Source organism: Enterobacter cloacae complex sp. P1B, from assembly GCF_014982345.1.
Lineage (GTDB): Bacteria > Pseudomonadota > Gammaproteobacteria > Enterobacterales > Enterobacteriaceae > Enterobacter > Enterobacter bugandensis.
On sequence record NZ_JADCLF010000017.1, the window covers coordinates 79333 to 97121 of the forward strand.

Genomic DNA, 17789 nt, shown 5'->3' on the forward strand with positions numbered 1-17789 from the left:
GCGGCGCTTCGCCTGCCGGGGATGATATCGAAGAAATGGCGATAAGCTGCTTTTGCCGATTCAACGATGTGCTGTGGCGGTAATCAGCAGCCGTCTTTGCAGGTTGCGGCTGGGTTTTGCTCAAGGACTCTTACCAGCAGGGCTCGGGGCTCTCTGACCACATCTGTTCCAATTGCCAGTACTTTGCCGTCCCGTTCTGCTGAATACTTCGCGACAACATCACCGAAAGCATTTCGCTGCAGGGCGACCTCTTGTCCTGCTTTTACCGTGTCGCCGGGTTTAACGAAAACTTCCGCAAACCCACCCGTAGTTGCTCGTATGGAACTGATAGCATTACCAATATACGTTTTATTGCTGCTGGCGGTTGCGCCGATTTTGCCTTCAATCACCTTGTAATGGATCAGTACATTGAGGGCACCCTCTACACCCCGGGCAATCATATCCTGCTGGTAAATCCTCGGCTCTCCCGTCTCGGCCGTTATCGCCGGGATACCATTTTGAATAAAGGTGGTTTCCATTGAGCCGGCTTCGCCGGGGTCTTTCTTAATTTGATCTGCCGGAAAAAGTTCCGCAATTGTCCGGGCATCCGCATTGCGGTAGTCGGCATAAATGAACAGCGGATAAGCCGTTCCGGTAGACTGGGTGTGATAGTCAATCGCCAGGTCGACATTCCCCTTGTAAACCTTGTTCCACATCATCCATGCCTGACGCTCAGCAGGGTTACCCGTTTCTTTTCCTGGATGGACGCGGTTGTAGTCGATCGTTTCACCCCCATCGGTTGAAACAGACCATGTCCGGGAGACTCTCTCAAGGCCAGAACGGTTTGGGCCAATGATGCCAATAACGCTGCCGTTCATTTTTTCGGGGTCCAGTTGTTCCATCACTTTTTGTACGATGCGCACACCGTTTAGCTCATCCCCGTGGACGCCCGCCTGCAGAAGGACTTTCTTCCCGTCCGTTTTCCCTTTTGCCACCATTATGGGTACATACCAGCGCTGTCCCGTTCCTGTCTCAACCCCCTCGAACATGAAGCGATGTTGTCCGGCTGGCAGGTCTGATACATCCAGCGTAGAGATAACCGGCACTCCCTGCACTTTATCACCCGTATACACCGTTGCCGCGTGAGTCATTGAGCCGGGCAACGCTAAGCTAAGAGCGAATGCGATACGGCGAGTAGATATCTTCATGAGCGTCATTTTCCATTTGATAGGGTTGAGATTTTTATGTTCCGGCCTGAGCCGTGGTTGGTGCGCATTAAGTTAATAATGATTTTATGAGGCCAGCCAGCGGCACGAGCAGGAAATGTGATTCTGCATAGGCTAACGCTCAGGCCTGAATAACAGGATTTCGCTCTTCATTTTTCCTGCTTAGCGCTTCTTTCCGACATTCCTCACAAAAAACGATCCTCCCCTTTGATCGAAATTTCATCTTCGCCTATATGACTAGTCATGAGATTTTAAATGACTAGTCATATAGGGAGAGAGCATGAACAATTCACTGCCGGCCAACTTTTTATGGGGCAACTCGGTATCCAGCATGCAGACGGAAGGGGCCTGGAACGAGGGTGGGAAGGGGATGTCGGTGTACGACATTCGTGAAGCCGGAGAAAACGTCTCCGACTGGAAGGTGGCGACCGACTCCTACCATCGCTACCGGGAAGATTTCGACCTGATGCAGGATCTGGGCATGAACTGCTACCGCTTCCAGATCTCCTGGAGCCGCGTCTGCCCGCAGGGCGACGGCGCGTTCAACGACGAGGGCATCGCCTTTTACGACCGCTTTATTGACGATCTCATCGCCCGCGGCATCGAGCCGATGGTCTGCCTCTACCACTTCGACATGCCGCTGGCGCTGGCGCAGGAGTACAACGGCTTCAACGATCGCCGCGTGGTGGAGGCTTTTATCCGCTACGGCAAAAAGATGATCGACTGCTTCGGCGACCGGGTAAAGTACTGGCTGACCTTTAACGAGCAGAACATCTTCCATATGCCGGAAGCGTTCCGCATTTCCGGCTATATGAAAGGCGAGAAAACCCTGCGCGAGCTGTATGAGCTTCAGCACCATGCGATGGTGGCGCACATGTCGCTGACCGAGTATCTGCACCAGACAAAACCGGGCCAGCTAATGGGCGGCATGCTGGCGCACCAGCTGATCTATCCGGCCACCTGCAAGCCGCGCGATATCTTCTGCGCCCAGCAGTATGACGAATTCCTCAACCAGAACCTGCTGCGCGTCTTTGCCGGCCAGGGCTACAGCCCGGCGGTGATGGCGGTGGTAGAGCAGGAGGGCTTCGGTGATATCTATCGCGCCGACGATCTCGCTCTGTTTGCCCGCACGAAAAACGACTTTATGGCCTTCAGCTACTACGCCAGCAAAACGCTGGACAGCGATGCGATCCCGGAAGGCACGCCGGTCAACTATTACCTGCTGCACGGTGAGAAAAATAACCCCTACCTGAAAGCCACCGAGTGGAACTGGCAGATCGATCCGCTGGGCTTTCGCACCATCATCACTCGCTATGCCAACGACTGGCGCCTGCCGGTCTTCCCGATTGAAAACGGTATTGGGGTGATTGAGTCCTGGGACGGGGTTAACCCGATTGAGGATACCTACCGCATCGACTACCACCGGGCGCATATCGAGGCCATGCAGGAAGCCATGTTCGAGGATGGCGCAGAGGTCATTGGCTATCTCGGCTGGGGGTTAATTGACATTCTCAGCTCGCAGGGGGACATGCGTAAGCGCTACGGCGTGGTCTACGTCAACCGCGAGAATCATGACCTTAAAGACCTGAAGCGCGTGCCGAAGAAGAGCTACGCGTGGTTAAAACAGGTTATCCATACCAACGGACGCGAGATGTAAGCCGTACGCTGCCGGGCCGTTTTTGTGACTGATTGATGGGAACACTCCGCTATGTCTGAAACAAAAATCACACCGCACATGCAGTCTTTTGTCGACAAATTTGTTGAGTTCTCGGCGCGCCTGGCAAACCAGGTGCACCTGCGATCCCTGCGCGACGCCTTCGCCACGGTGATGCCGATTTTCATCCTCGCCGGTCTGGCGGTGCTGGTGAACAACGTGGTGTTCCCGTGGATTTTTGAGGGCGACACGCTCACACAGTTTAAGGTGTGGGGCGAGGCGATTATTAACGGTACGCTGAACATCGCCGCGCTGCTGCTGGCGCCGATGATTGCCTGGTCGCTGGCGCGCAACAAAGATTTCGACAATCCGGTCTCGGCAGTGGTTATCGCCGTCAGCAGTTTTATCATCATGATGCCGATGCGCTTACAGGTTACGCCCGTTGGCAGCGACGCTGCGGTGAACGTCACGCAGGTGCTGACCTTCGCCAATATCGGTTCCACCGGGATTTTCGCCGGGGTGCTGATTGGCCTGCTCTCCACCGAGCTGTTCATCGCCATTTCGCGGCTGAAGGCGCTGCACATTTCGCTGGGGGAAAACGTACCCCCGGCGGTGAGCAAATCCTTTACCGCGCTGATCCCGACGATCCTCACGCTCTCCCTGTTCGCGGTGCTGGCGGCGATCCTGGCAAACGTGCTGCATACGGATCTGATCCATCTCATTACGACCTTTATCCAGCAGCCGCTGCGGCTGATCAACACCAGCCTGCCGGGGACGATTTTCATCTACAGCTTCGGCAACTTCCTGTTCACGCTCGGTATTCATCAGTCGGTGGTCAACAGCGTGGTGCTGGAGCCGTTTCTGCTGATTAACACCAACGAGAACATGCTGGCCTTCGCCAACGGTCAGCCGATCCCGCACATCATCAACAATATTTTCGTGCCGACGTTTGGCATGGTGGGCGGCACGGGCAGCACGATCTCGCTGCTGATCGCCATCTTTATCTTCTCGCGCCAGCAGTCGGCGAAGCAGGTGGCGCGTCTGTCGCTGGCACCTGGCTTATTCAACATCAACGAACCGGTGATTTTCGGCCTGCCGATCGTCTTTAACCTGCCGCTGATGATCCCGTTTGTGCTGCTACCCGCCATCGGCATTTACTTCGCCTGGCTCTGCACCACGCTGGGGTTAATGTCCCGCTGCGTGGTGATGATCCCCTGGACCACGCCGCCGATCCTGAGCGCCTGGCTGGCGACGGCGGGGGACTGGCGCGCCGTGGTGGTCCAGTTGGCAATCATCGTATTTGGTGTATTCTTCTACCTGCCTTTCCTCAAAATTGCCGAGCGAGTGGCCATGAAAAACAGCGGGATAGAAAACTAACAGAAAGGAAGGACGATGGCGGCGAAGTACATCACCATAGCGCGGGAAATTAAGAAACGCATTATCAGCCAGCAGTACGCCGCCAACGAACCCCTGCCGGACCAGTTTGCACTGGCGGCTGAGTTCAGCACCAGCCGGATGACTATTCAGCAGGCGATGCGCCAGCTGATCGTCGAAGGGCTGGTCTACACCCGTCAGGGGCAGGGGACGTTCATCCGCAAAAACTTCCTCCAGCTCTCGCAGTGGGATCTCTCCGGCAGCGACTACTTTGGCGCGACCAAAACCTGGGCGCATCTGGGTACGGTCACGAGCCAGGTGGTGCATTTCGAACTGCGCTTCCCCAACGAAAAAGAGCAGGCGTCGCTGATGATTAACGCCGATGCGCCGATCTACGACTTCATTCGCCTGCGTTTACTGAACGGCGAACCAATGTCGCTGGATTCCACAGTGATGCCGATGAATCTGGTGCCGGGCCTGACGAAAAACCACCTTGAAGGTTCGGTGTTTCAGTACGTTCAGGAAACCCTGGGGCTGAAAATTATGGGGTCATACCGGGTCGTGCGGGCTCTAAAGCCCAGCGCGCTGGACAGAGAGCATCTGGTCTGTGAGGAAACCGATCCGGTGCTGGAGGTGGAGCAGGTCATTTATCTGGAAGATGGCACGCCGCTGGAGTATGCCCACTGCCACTATCGCTACGACCACGGCGGGATTGTGATTGTGAATAACGGATAAAAAAAAGCGGGCCTCGAGGCCCGCTTTTTTGATGCGCGTGATTAGTTCAGACGCACCGGCATACCGGAACGGTTCTGAATCGCCTGGTCGACGATGGTGGTTTCCACGTCTGGCTGAGAGGTCACTGACTGCACCGCGCTGTTCAGCGTAATCGGCACGATCTCGTTGTTGTTGATCTGGTCTTCGCTGGTGGACAGCGGGTTGTGCACTTCGATGTAGCGGCTGCCGTCTGGCTCAGACGTCGCTTTCACCGGTTCGTTGATGAACTGCACGCGCGTACCGACCGGCACGTTTTCGAACAGGAACTTGATGTCGTCGTTACGCAGGCGCACGCAGCCGTGGCTCACGCGCAGGCCGATACCGAAGTTGGCGTTGGTGCCGTGGATGGCGTACAGACGACCAATGTACAGCGCGTACAGGCCCATCGGGTTATCCGGGCCGGCTGGCACAACGGCGGGCAGCGGCTCGCCCGCAGCGATGTATTCCGCGTGCATTTTAGCCGTCGGCGTCCAGGTTGGGCCCGCTTTCTTACGCTCTACTTTGGTGGTCCAGTTCAGCGGGGTGTCTTTGCCCAACTGACCGATACCGATTGGCAGCACGATCACGGTGTTAGTGCCTTTCGGGTAGTAATACAGACGCATTTCGGCGCTGTTAATCACGATGCCTTCATGAACGGTATCCGGCAGGATCAGCTGCTGAGGAATATTCAGCACGGTACCTGCTTTTGGCAGATACGGGTCAACGCCCGGGTTCGCTTCCAGCATGTTGGACAGGCCCAGCTGGTACTGCGCGGCGAAATACTCCAGCGGCTGAGAGTTGCCCTCAGGCACCGTCACCACCTGGTTTTGACCCACCAGACGGCTTCCGTCTGTCGGCAGGGGATACGTCACCGCAGAGGCGGTCTTACAAAAACCTACTACGGCTAACGCCGCCGCAAAAAGCGTTGTTAATTTCATGTTCATGTTGTGCGAGGTATCTAAGCCATTCAGGCGATGAGTTGATAAGTCTGAATCTGTGATGGGAGCGCATTATATGTGCATTCCCGCTAACAGGGAATTCAGATGTGTACGAAATCACATTTTTTTCGATTTTGTTAAAGTTTAGTGGATTGCCGCAACACGGGATCTCAATTCGGAATTGTGGCATAATGCCGTGTTTATCACACTTTTCGCAGGAATCTCTCCGTGTTAGTTACCAGCAACGTCACTATGCAGTTTGGCAGTAAGCCGCTGTTCGAAAACATTTCCGTCAAATTTGGCGGCGGCAACCGTTACGGCCTGATTGGTGCCAACGGTAGCGGAAAATCCACCTTTATGAAGATCCTCGGCGGCGATTTAGAGCCGACGCTGGGCAACGTGTCGCTCGATCCGAACGAGCGTATCGGTAAGCTGCGTCAGGATCAGTTTGCCTTCGAAGAGTTCACCGTGCTCGACACCGTGATCATGGGGCACGCGGAGCTGTGGGAAGTGAAGCAGGAGCGCGATCGTATCTACGGTCTCGCCGAAATGAGCGAAGAAGACGGCTATAAAGTGGCCGATCTGGAAACCCAGTACGGCGAAATGGACGGTTACTCTGCGGAAGCGCGTGCGGGCGAGCTGCTGCTGGGCGTGGGTATTCCGGTTGAACAGCATTACGGCCCGATGAGCGAAGTCGCGCCAGGCTGGAAGCTGCGCGTGCTGCTGGCACAGGCGCTGTTCTCTAACCCGGACATCCTGCTGCTCGACGAACCAACGAACAACCTGGACATCGATACCATCCGCTGGCTGGAGCAGACGCTGAACGACCGCGACAGCACCATGATCATCATCTCGCACGACCGTCACTTCCTGAACATGGTCTGTACGCACATGGCGGATCTGGACTACGGCGAGCTGCGCGTATATCCGGGCAACTACGACGAATACATGACGGCAGCCACCCAGGCGCGTGAACGTCTGCTTGCCGACAACGCCAAGAAGAAAGCGCAGATTGCGGACCTGCAATCCTTCGTGAGCCGCTTCAGCGCTAACGCCTCTAAATCCCGTCAGGCAACATCGCGTGCCCGTCAGATCGACAAAATTAAGCTGGAAGAAGTGAAGGCCTCCAGCCGTCAGAACCCGTTCATCCGCTTCGAGCAGGACAAGAAACTGTTCCGTAACGCGCTGGAAGTTGAGGCGCTGACCAAAGGCTTTGATGAAGGCCCGCTGTTTAAAAACTTCAACCTGCTGCTGGAAGTGGGTGAGAAGATTGCCATTCTGGGCGCCAACGGCGTGGGTAAATCTACCCTGCTGAAAACCTTGGTGGGTGAACTGCAGCCGGACAACGGCACCGTGAAGTGGTCTGAAAACGCGCAGATTGGTTACTACGCGCAGGACCACGAATATGAGTTCGAAAACGACCTGACCGTCTTCGACTGGATGAGCCAGTGGAAGCAGGAAGGTGACGACGAGCAGGCGGTGCGCAGCATTCTGGGTCGTTTGCTGTTCAGCCAGGACGACATCAAAAAGCCGGCCAAAGTGCTCTCCGGTGGTGAAAAAGGCCGCATGCTGTTCGGCAAGCTGATGATGGAAAAACCGAACATTCTGGTGATGGACGAACCGACCAACCACCTGGACATGGAATCGATCGAATCGCTGAACATGGCGCTGGAGATGTATCAGGGCACCCTGATCTTCGTCTCTCACGACCGTGAGTTCGTCAGCTCCCTGGCGACCCGCGTGATCGAAATTATGCCAGAGCGCGTGGTGGACTTCACCGGTAACTACGAAGATTACCTGCGCAGCAAAGGTATCGACGGCTAATTTCCCGTCGTCTTTCACGCTGCAGATGCGTTGGCTGCACCTGTTCACCCCGGTCACTTACTTATGTAAGCTCCCGGGGATTCACAGGTTTGCCGCCTTCCTGCAGCGCGAAATACTTAGGGAAAGGCGTCGTGCCTTTATCCCCTCTCCCTGTGGGAGAGGGCTAGGGTGAGGGCATCAGGCCGCACTACACCACCCACTCGCTCCCTTCAACCCCGTTCACCCGCAGCGTACGTTTTTCCCCTACAGGTAATGACACCTTCAGCGCCTTCCACGCCGGACGATAATCCCCGCGCGCGTTGACCTTCAGGTTGATGGTTGCGCCATCACACTCCATTTCCCATTCCACCCACAGCGCATTGCCCTTCTGATAGCCCCAGCTTTCACCGTCGTCCTCAAACAGCAGCCCCGTGGTTGTGCCGACGCCTTTAACCGGGAACAGCTTCAGCTCGCGGGTCGTATCTTTTTCAGCACTCACATGCGTGATGCGCTCGCTCAGCGGCAGACCGGCCCCGGCGCGCACCAGCAGCGGCAGTTTTTCCAGCGGCGCATCAAGGACGATGGATTGCCCGCCCGCATACCACGCGTGGGTGTAAAAATCGTACCAGCCCGTTGCGTTATCCGGCAGCCAGACGCGGCGCTCGCGCTGCCCGGCTTCGACGACGCTGGCGACCAGCAGGTCGCGGCCCAGCAGGAAGTCGTCGCACTCTTTAAAGGTCTGCGCGTCGTGCTCGTGGTCGAGGAAGGTCGGGCGCAGCATCGGCTCGTCGTCGGCGTGCGCCTGCCAGAGCAGGGTGTAGAGATACGGCAGCAGGCGGTAGCGCAGCTCAATGGCGCTGCGGATCGCAGGGGTCACGCCCGGGTACATCCACGGCTCGTTCACGGTGCGATCGTCATTCCATGAATGGATGGTAAAGCGCGGGTGCATTACGCCGTTCTGCACCCAGCGCACGAACAGCTCGGCGTCCGGCTTGTCGCCGGAGAAACCGCCCACGTCGTGACCGACGTTGAACAGCCCGGACAGGCTCATGCCCAGCCCCATGCGGATGTTATAGCGCAGGGTGTCCCAGTTGGTGCGGTTGTCGCCGCTCCAGGTCTGAACGTAGCGCTGCATCCCGGCGCAGCCGGAGCGGGAGATGAGATACGGGCGTTTTTCCGGCGCAAAGCGCTGCTGCGCTTCCAGCGAGGCGCGCATCATCAGCAGCGGCATCACCGGGCGAATATGCTTGATGGCGATCTCCTTGCCGAAGCCAAAGCAGCGGGCTTCCCCGTCCCACACTTCATACTCGTTGTTGTCGTTCCAGGTGGAGTCGATACCCATCTCCAGCAACTGCGTGGTCACGCCGTTCTGCCACCACTGCACCGTCTGCGGGTTGGTAAAGTCGAGGTGCGAGCCTTCGTCATCCCAGAAGCTGGAACGTTCCGGTGCATCGGTTTCTGAATCGCGAATGAACAGGCCGCGTTCCGCCACTTCGTTATAGCGGGGATGATCCTGCAGCAGGCACGGCTTGATGTTGGCCGCAAGCTTCAGTCCCGCGTCGTGGAAGGCCTGGCTCATCGCCTTCGGTTGCGGCACTTTGTCGTAGTTCCAGTTGAAGACGTAGCGCTTGCCGTTGATGGAGGTATAGCCGGACGAGAGCTGGAACGAATCGCACGGAATGGCGTGCTCTTCGCACAGGCGGATGAAGCTCATCAGCTGGTTTTGCGCGTCCGGCGCGTCGGTGTAGTGCATGGTCGAGCCGCTGTAGCCCAGGCTCCACTTCGGCCCAAACAGCGTTTTCCCGGTCAGGCGCACAAAGGCTTTGGTGACGTCCAGCGCGCGCGCGCCGGTAAAGAGGTAGTAATCAATATCGCCCGCTTCCGCCTGCCAGCGGCGATAGGCGGTGTGATAGTTGTCGATCTCGTTGCCCAGATCCAGCCAGCAGCTGCTCAGGTTGTCGTAGAACAGGCCGTAGCTCACGTCATCGCGGCGGGTGAGGGTAAACGGAATGTGCTTATAAAGCGGATCGGTGCTGGCGGCGTTGTAACCCATGGCGTCCAGGTTACGCATCTCGTAGCGTTTGCCGTTGCGCTGCAGATCGCCCGCTTTCTCACCCAGGCCGTAGAAACGCTCGTCCTTGCGGCGGCTGAGATAGTGCGCCACGCCGTCGCCGTGGGCGTTCAGCAGGTAGGCGCTGGTCGGGCGATCCTGGACCAGCGGCTGCCATTCGCCCGCATCATTACGGTAGTGCCACTCCAGCCACAGGGGCTGGTGGACGGTCACGCGCAGCTGCTCGGTTGCCACCGTCACTGCGTCATCCTGCTGCGTCAGGGTCCAGGCCGGGCAGGAGAAACCGCTCAAGTCGTCACGACGGCGGCCTTCCCACGGCACGTCTTGTTCCGGGGCGATGCTCCAGGTGCGGTCCAGCGCCATCTCGCCTTTGCGTTTGATCAGCACGCGGAACAGGTTCTGTTCCAGCACGTACAGGCACAGGCGGTGCTGATTATCCACCAGCAGCTCCAGATGATTCGCAGATTGCTTATCGACGGTCCAGTTTTTCAGGGTTTTCATATGCAATACATCCACTATCAGGCGCGCTTGGCGCGACGTTCAGCAATAAATGCCACCAGGAAGAGAGCGCCAATCAGGTCAAAGAAGCCCATGGCAATAAAAAGCGGGTTGAAGCCGATTTTGTCGGCGGTCACGCCGATTAACAGGGAGAACAGGAAGCTGGCGATCCACGCCGCCGAGCCGCGCATGCCGTTGACGGTCGCCATCTGGCCTTTGTCGAAGGACTCCACCACCAGCGCGCTCAGCATGCAGGAGATAATCTGGTGCCCGAAGCCGCCGATGGAGATCAGTACGATGGTGATATACGGGTCGCGAGTCACGGCGACGATGGCCAGCGAAATCATCAGAAACGCGCCGGTGACGGAGCTTGCCACCACCGAGTTCACGCGGGAGCAGCCGAACCAGCGGGTGTACAGGCGCGTCAGGTAGCCGCTTGCCACGCTGCCGAGGTCGGCGGCGAGGAAGGGCAGCCAGGCAAACATCGCGATCTGCTTCAAATCCATGCCGTGCTCTTTAGCGAGGTACAGCGGCACCCAGAAGCTCAGCACCGCCCAGGCGGGTTCTGCCATAAAGGCCGGGATGGCGATACCGTAGAAGCGTTTGTTTTTCGAGACGGTTTTCAGCGCGGTCAGGAAGGGCAGCTTGACCGGTGCGGGTTCGTTATCCTGTTTGATAAACGCCAGCTCGTCGCGGCTCAGGTTCGGGTGCTGTTCCGGGTTGTGGTAGAACGCCCACCAGAGGATCACCCACAGCAGCGCCAGCACGCCGGTAAACATAAACGCGCCCTGCCAGCCGAACGAGGCGTGAGCAAAGTAGATGATAGGCGGGGCCAGCATCGCGCCGATGGAGAAGCCCACGCCCGCCCAGCCGGCGGCAACGGGACGTTCCGATTTAGGGAACCATTCGCCGATGGTTTTGGCATTCGCTGGCGTGGCGGCAGCTTCGGAAGCACCCATAAAGAAGCGCAGAATCGCGAGATGTAGCCAGCTTCCGGCACCCGCGTGGAAGATACACATCAGCGCCCAGATCCCGGCGCAGACCATAAAGCCAATCTTCAGGCCGATAACGTCGATCAGCCAGCCGCACAGGGGCTGGAAAATGGTGTAGGCGATCTGAAACGCGCCGACTATCCAGGAGTACTGCTCGGTGGTGATCCCGAGGCTCTCTTTCAGTTCCGGGGCGAGGATCCCCAGTGAGTTACGGGTGATGTAGTTAACGGTGACGCCAAGTAAAAACAGCACCAGCACGTACCAGCGCAAATTCTTAATGACGCGACGGGTTTTGCTTGTCGCAACGGTGTTATTGATGTCCTGACTCATTTTACTCTCCACAAGACGGACGGTAAGGGGACGGAGGTTCAGGTGTCACGCAGATTGTTATGCCTTTGATTTCTATCCGCTTAGAATGCTTAAGTTGCTATACAACTAGTATGGAAGCTGTGTGACAAGTTCACCTTAGGGAAGAAAATGAGAGGGCAAAAGTGGATTTTGTGCAAAATTTCTCATAACTGACGTAAACCCTCTGGCATGATGGTCTTGATGTCAGTTATTGCCTGATAAACACGCTATGAAAATTTTTTCATTTCGCAAATGGAGCCAGATCACAAAATGGACAAAAGGCTAAAAATCACCGAAATCGCCGCCCGTACCCAGCTCTCCATCAGTACGGTTTCCCGTGTGCTGGCAGGCAAAGCGAATACCAGCGAAAAGGCGCGGGCTAAGGTGCTGGCGTGCGCGCGGGAGCTGGGGGTAATGGACGGCATGGCGGCGGGGCGTCTGCTGCTTAACAGCCTGGTGGTTTTTGCCCCTCAGCGAGCCTTCGACGAGCGGTCCGACATCTTTTACTACCGCGTGATCCAGAGCGTGAGCAAAGGGCTTGCCTCGCACGAGGTTCGGCTGCGCTACTGCGCGCTGGAGGAGAACGACAGCGACGCCCAGATTTTTCTGGCACGCATGAACGAGCCGGATACCCAGGCGGCCATTCTGCTCGGTATCGACGATCCGCATATCCACGATCTGGCGGTGGATGTGGGGAAACCCTGCATGCTGATTAACTGCCGGGACCGCCGCATGCGCCTGCCTGCCGTTGCCCCGGATCACCGTGCTATTGGCGAGCGGGCGGCGGAGTACCTGTTCGAGATGGGGCACCGCGAGGTGATGAACGTGCTGTGCCTGCGTCGCTACACCATGGAGCTGCGCCTGGCGGGGATCCGCGACGCGTGGCACGCTCATAATCTCAGGTTTAACGACAGGCGCGATCTGCTGGTGGTGCCAAGCTTCAGCGCCAGAGAGACGGAGCAACTGGTGAGCGAGTGGCTTAACCAACAGAAGGGAAAAGACCTGCCGACGGCGTTCCTGGTAGGCGGGGACTTTATGGCGGCAGGCACCATCAGCGCGCTGCAAAATCACGGTCTGCGCGTGCCGCAGGACGTCTCGGTGATGAGCATTGACGGCTTTAATCTGGCGGCGATTCAGGATGTGCCCTTAACGGCGGTGCATGTTCCCCGCGACGAGCTGGGAACGGAAGCGGTGCATATGCTCCAGCAGCGGCTGATGCGCCCGGACGCGCCGGTAGGAACATTGCTGCTGAACGGCACGCTGGCCGTGCGGGAGTCGGTACGGCGGATACGTCAGGGGAAACGACGCACCGCCGTGGAGCGGGAAGGGCTGTACGACAGTTAAGCCATGCCCAGCGCGCGCTTACCGTGGATGTTGAGATCGTTCACGGTAAAACGGTCCTGCCAGCTTTTTTCATAATCCTCGCGCGGGAAGTCTCCCGGCGACGCGCCGGTTTCCAGCGCTTCCTTGACCTTTTTCGCATAGGCGAGGTTCTTCTCGCACATTGGCGCGGCGGGGATGTACATCACGTTGCCCCAGCCCTGCTGATTTTCCACCGGCGCGACGGAGTGGATCACGTCGCAGTGCCACCACACGGAATCACCGGCTTCCAGCGCCGGAATGCTGGTCAATGCTTCGACAAGCAGCGGGTGCCACTTCTCGGAAATCGGCAGCACGCGCCCCGGCGCCACGCCGCAGAGTTCGTCTTCCGGCACGTCGTCCAGCAGCGGACGCAGCAGAATGTAGGCCATTGCTTCCGGGATCGGCACCACGTGCAGCAGCCCCTGGCCGGGGATCATGTCCGACAGCGCCGTCCAGCCCTGGAAGGTGCGGAACACCGAGCACTTGGTGGTGTTATCCACGGTGTATTCTTCCACTTCAGTACGGTGCGCGGCGTTCCACGGATCGTATTTCTCAACGTTGCCGTCAAACACGCGGGCAAACACCTGCTGGTAAGCCGGCAGCAGCCAGCGCTCCAGCGCGCCGGAATCGGTATGCGCCCCCAGCCCTTTAGAGGTGGTTCCCGGCGGGCGGCGGCGAATACGGTCCGGGTAAATCACGCTCACGTCAGGGTTAAACCACTGCTTGCCGTTGCTCTCAAATGTCCATAAACGGTTCAGGAACGACTGCACCTGCGCCATCGCTTCACTCTGGCGCGCCTGCATTTGTGCCTGGGACCAGTAGATCGGGTAAATCTCCGGGCGGGAGGCGGTTAAGGTGCCGAAGAAGTTGTCGCCCGGCCCTTTGTACACCTCGTCAAACTTGTTCAGATCGAGGTAGTCGAGCATCGACCGATCCCACGCCAGCGCCTGCTCGCGGGGGAAGTGACCTTTAATCACCGCGCAGCCGCGGCGCTTAACGGCCTCGCGCTGAGCGTCGGTAATCGTGCCGTTTTTCACATCTGCAAACGGAATCACCGGCCAGACGGATTCGCCTTTATTTTTCAGGGCGTTGATCTCCGCCACGCGGGTGGCGATTTTATCGCTGAGCTTATCGAACACCGCCTGCACGTCGCCGATCTGCGCGCGTAACTCACGTTTTAACTGACGGATTGCCGCTTTGTGGTCCGCCGGCAAGGTTTCACTGGTAAAGGTCATAACTGCCTCGCGTCTTTCATTCGAAAGTTAAAATATCTACAAATGATACTTTAAGTTAAAAATAAGTTAATGCAAGTTTAAAAACTTGACGCAAGTCACAGGTCGGAAAAAGAGTGAGAGGCCGGAGCGGGGCTCCGGCGAGGAAAGGATCAGACGTCGAAAGGAGAGTGGTTGTCGAGCACGGCCTGAATGACGTTCAGCGCGCCCTGATGGTTGTTATCGTCGGTGCTGTAGCGGCTAATGTCTTTAATGCTCTGCGCCGCGTTGCCCATCGCAAAAGAGTATTTCACCAGCTTCAGCATTTCCGCGTCGTTGCCGCTGTCGCCAATGCCGACGCACTCCTGCGGGGAGATTTTCCAGCGTTTCAGCAGGCGGCTGATGCCGTTGGCTTTGTGCAGGCCGGGGATAATCAAATCGACAAAACCGAAACCGCTGGTGACCGGCTTCATTATGCCGTCCAGGGAGACGTGCAGTTTATCGACCAGGTTCGGGATATCGCTGTCTGGCAGGTTCAGGGAGAACTTAAACAGCACGTCGTCGATTTCGCGGTAATCGCTGATGCGTTTTAAGCGGTGATAGTGCTTTGACATCAGCGCCACGAAGGCGTCCGGGGCTTTGTCGCTGACGTAGGCGCTCTCCAGACCGCAGGCTACAAAGTTCAGCCCTTCGTCTTTCAGCAGTTCGCCAATAACGATCTGCGACTCATGGCGGGTCAGCTCGCCGTGGAAAACCTGTTCGCCGTGGTCAAACACCAGCGCGCCGTTCTCCGCCACGAAGGAGATCTGCTCTTTCAGCTCGGGGAAGAAGGAGATGAGCTGGTAATACTGGTTGCCGCTGGCGACAACGAATTCAATATCGCGGGATTTAAGCTGCTCAAACTGTGCCTGGAAGCGGTCACGATCGTACTGCTTGGCATCATCAAGGAAAGTTCCGTCCATATCGGTGACGATAACTTTAACGGTCATACTGTGCTCCTGGGTCACTGCGTTTTGAAACATTCTAATAACAAGGTGACGGGGAGCACAAATTTAATTTCATTCGAAAGTAAAAGCAAAACGGCAACCGAGGTTGCCGTTTTTAGTGTTTTCTCCCTCTCCCAAGGGGAGAGGGGATACACCGTTACAGCGTATGCTCAGTACGGGCGATAATATCGTCCTGCGCATCCGGCGACAGGGCGGTGAAGAACGCCGAGTAACCCGCCACGCGCACTACCAGGTCGCGGTACTGGTCCGGGTGCTTCTTCGCTTCCAGCAGCGTTTCGCGGGAGACAATGTTGTACTGAATATGCCAGCCCTTGTGCACCTCGAAGAAGGTACGCAGCAGTACCATTAGCTTCTGGCGATCGCTGTCGTTTTCCAGCGTCGACGGGTTCAGCTTCTGGTTCAGCAGCACGCCGCCCAGGATCGCCTCGGTAGGCAGTTTACCGACCGAGCCGATCACCGCCGTCGGGCCGAGGTGGTCCGTACCGGAAGCCGGGCTGGCCCCTTCCGCCAGTGGGGTATGCGCCTTACGTCCGTCCGGCGTGGCCATCGTTGCCGCGCCGAACGGCACGTTAGCGGAGATAGACGACGTGCCCGCGTAGTAGTTACCGCCAATCGGGCCGCGGCCGTAGCGCGGGTTGTGGTACTGCTTCAGCTCCTCAATGTAGGTCTGGTAGGCGCGTGTCAGCAGCATGTCCACGCTATCGTCATCGTTGCCGTACTTCGGCGCGCCGTTGATCAGGCGCTGGCGCAGCTGCTCGTGGGTCAGCCCGTCGAAGTCATCCGCCAGCGCCGCCGCCAGCTGCTGCTGGCCGATGACGCCCTGCTCAAAGACCAGCTTTTTCACCGCTGCCAGGCTGTTGCCGAGGTTGGCGATACCCACCTGCAGGCCGGAGACCCAGTCATACTTCGCGCCGCCCTGCTTGATGCTTTTCGCGCGTTCGATGCAGTCGTCCACCAGCGCCGAGCAGAGAATATCGTGGACGTTCTCCTCCAGCATGGTGTCTACCACGTACTCAATTTCGATAGATTTGCGGGTGTAGTAGCGGATCTGGCTGTCCCACGCCGCCATTACCTCCTCGAAATTGTCGAAGTTACCGGCGGAGAGCGCTTTCTCCTGCGGCAGGAACACCTTGCCGCTGGTGGCGTCGCGGCCGCCTTCCAGCGCCGCCAGCATGACGCGGGCAAAGTTGATAAAGCTCATGCCGGTGCAGCGGTAGCCCCACTTGCCGCCTACCGCGGTTTCGATACAGCCGATGGCCGCGTAGTCGTAGGCATCATCGCGCTCAACGCCAAGCTTGATAAATTCCGGGATCACGATTTCATCGTTGTTAAATGCCGGCATCCCGAAGCCGCAGCGGATCACCTGCACGCAGGCGTCGAGGAAGTCGTTGCTCATGCCCGCATGGTAGCGCACGCTCAGGTTTGGCTGGGTGGAGCGCAGGCGACCGCAGGATTCCAGAATCGCGTAGGAGAGCGGGTTCACCGCGTCCATCGGCTCGCCGTTAACCAGCTTCTGACCACCAATGGTGACGTTCTGGTACAGCGGGCTACCGGCAGAGGCTTTGGAGTGCGAGCCGGAGCGGATTTTGTTCACTTCCAGCAGCTTCAGCCAGCAGCTGTGCAGCAGCTCGATGGCGTGCTCGCGATCCAGGCTCTGGTCCAGCTCCACGTCGCGGCGGTAGTACGGATAGAGATACTGGTCCATACGCGCGAAGGAGACGGAGTGGCCGTTGGACTCAATTTGCAGGATCAGTTGAATGAAGTAGCACAGCTGCAGCGCCTGCCAGAATGTTTTTGGCGGCTCGTGGGCAATCACGTCGCAGTTTTCCGCCATCGCCAGCAGCTCGTCGCGGCGGCTTTCGCGGGTTTCCGTAGACGCCATCTCACGCGCCAGGTCGGCGAAGCGTTTGATGTGCAGGCTGACGGCTTCCAGCACGATATCAATTGCCTTCAGGAACTGATCGCCGTGCAGGTCTTCCAGCACCGTCAGGTTGATGCGCGAGCGGCGCTCGTCCACTTTGGCGCGCAGGCCGTCGAGACCTTTCTCCAGCACCAGCGGGAAGTTTACCGCCAGGTGGGCGTCGCCGGAGGTCATGTTGCCTTCGGCTTTGATGATGCCGGTTTCCAGCAGGCCTTTTTGCTCGTCGGTGAACATGCCGTAGCAGCGGTCCTGCACCGTCTGGCCGCGCCACCACGGGCAGATTTCATGCAGCACACGCTTGTTCTCTTCGCTCACCGCGAAGCCCGCACCCGGACGGTCCGCCAGATCGTCAATCTCTTTCTCAATCCAGGAGACGGTATATTCCGGGAAGATCGGCGCGGCGCGCACTTCGCTTGCCTGGTTGCCGATAATCAGCTCGTCGTGCTTGATCCAGATGGTGCGTTCCGCCAGGTGATGTGTCAGCGCCAGGGCGCGACGCACCGGGATCGGCTTGTCCATGTGCTGCTGGTACATTTCGGTGTAATGCTGCGCGCGCTCGGTACAGACCGGCGGCTTGACGATATGCACCAGCGCCGTTTTGTGCGCCTTAATACGTTCGCTGAGGGTGTTGAGATTCAGGGTGGTCATAGGT

12 protein-coding genes are annotated in these 17789 nt (G+C 57.9%); 5 read left to right on the top strand and 7 right to left on the bottom strand.

The window, feature by feature from the left end; all coding sequences use genetic code 11:
- Window positions 1-83: 83 nt before the first annotated feature.
- The gene (locus INF77_RS21050; RefSeq protein WP_080472188.1) at window positions 84-1187 is read right to left on the bottom strand and encodes a succinylglutamate desuccinylase/aspartoacylase family protein; all 1104 of its coding nucleotides are present in this window, start codon (window positions 1185-1187) and stop codon (window positions 84-86) included.
- Window positions 1188-1485: 298 nt separating this feature from the next.
- Here INF77_RS21050 and INF77_RS21055 point away from each other — a divergent pair, with 298 nt between their 5' ends.
- Genes INF77_RS21055 through INF77_RS21065 form a run of 3 tightly spaced genes read left to right on the top strand, consistent with a single transcriptional unit; the run spans window position 1486 to window position 4968 of the window.
- Window positions 1486-2862 carry a glycoside hydrolase family 1 protein gene (locus INF77_RS21055; RefSeq protein WP_193532000.1) on the top strand — a complete coding sequence of 459 codons (1377 nt, stop codon included), beginning with the start codon at window positions 1486-1488 and terminating at the stop codon, window positions 2860-2862.
- A gap of 51 nt (window positions 2863-2913) precedes the next feature.
- Window positions 2914-4236, top strand: coding sequence for a PTS sugar transporter subunit IIC (locus INF77_RS21060; RefSeq protein WP_193531999.1), 1323 nt, complete (start codon window positions 2914-2916; stop codon window positions 4234-4236).
- Between the two features lie 15 nt (window positions 4237-4251).
- A complete protein-coding gene (locus tag INF77_RS21065) occupies window positions 4252-4968 on the top strand; it encodes a GntR family transcriptional regulator (protein ID WP_025912880.1) in 717 nt (238 codons plus the stop codon).
- A gap of 41 nt (window positions 4969-5009) precedes the next feature.
- Here INF77_RS21065 and ldtB read toward each other — a convergent pair whose 3' ends face one another.
- Window positions 5010-5930 (bottom strand): L,D-transpeptidase, encoded by a 921-nt coding sequence (gene ldtB, locus INF77_RS21070; protein WP_008501186.1) that lies wholly within the window; start codon window positions 5928-5930, stop codon window positions 5010-5012.
- A gap of 222 nt (window positions 5931-6152) precedes the next feature.
- On the opposite strand from ldtB, the gene INF77_RS21075 reads away from it, so the two are divergent.
- Window positions 6153-7748 (top strand): ABC-F family ATPase, encoded by a 1596-nt coding sequence (locus INF77_RS21075; RefSeq protein WP_088204904.1) that lies wholly within the window; start codon window positions 6153-6155, stop codon window positions 7746-7748.
- A 187-nt stretch (window positions 7749-7935) separates the two neighbouring features.
- Here INF77_RS21075 and INF77_RS21080 read toward each other — a convergent pair whose 3' ends face one another.
- Together INF77_RS21080 and INF77_RS21085 are read right to left on the bottom strand one after the other, a co-directional pair.
- Window positions 7936-10299: a TIM-barrel domain-containing protein gene (locus INF77_RS21080; protein ID WP_193531998.1), complete on the bottom strand. Its 2364-nt coding sequence runs from the start codon at window positions 10297-10299 to the stop codon at window positions 7936-7938.
- 17 nt (window positions 10300-10316) lie between these two features.
- On the bottom strand, window positions 10317-11618 hold the full coding sequence (locus tag INF77_RS21085; protein ID WP_028012467.1) for an MFS transporter: 1302 nt from the start codon (window positions 11616-11618) through the stop codon (window positions 10317-10319).
- 288 nt (window positions 11619-11906) lie between these two features.
- On the opposite strand from INF77_RS21085, the gene INF77_RS21090 reads away from it, so the two are divergent.
- Window positions 11907-12980, top strand: coding sequence for a LacI family DNA-binding transcriptional regulator (locus INF77_RS21090; protein ID WP_047368158.1), 1074 nt, complete (start codon window positions 11907-11909; stop codon window positions 12978-12980).
- On the opposite strand, the gene INF77_RS21095 is transcribed toward INF77_RS21090, so the two are convergent.
- From INF77_RS21095 to INF77_RS21105, 3 genes are all read right to left on the bottom strand, one after another.
- Entirely contained in the window at window positions 12977-14233 is a 1257-nt protein-coding gene (locus tag INF77_RS21095; protein ID WP_041910700.1) for a DUF1479 domain-containing protein, read from the bottom strand. The genes INF77_RS21090 and INF77_RS21095 overlap by 4 nt on opposite strands.
- Window positions 14234-14382: 149 nt before the next feature.
- Window positions 14383-15198, bottom strand: coding sequence for a Cof-type HAD-IIB family hydrolase (locus tag INF77_RS21100; protein ID WP_045259978.1), 816 nt, complete (start codon window positions 15196-15198; stop codon window positions 14383-14385).
- A gap of 154 nt (window positions 15199-15352) precedes the next feature.
- Window positions 15353-17785: a formate C-acetyltransferase/glycerol dehydratase family glycyl radical enzyme gene (locus INF77_RS21105; RefSeq protein WP_193531997.1), complete on the bottom strand. Its 2433-nt coding sequence runs from the start codon at window positions 17783-17785 to the stop codon at window positions 15353-15355.
- Between the last annotated feature and the right edge of the window lie 4 nt (window positions 17786-17789).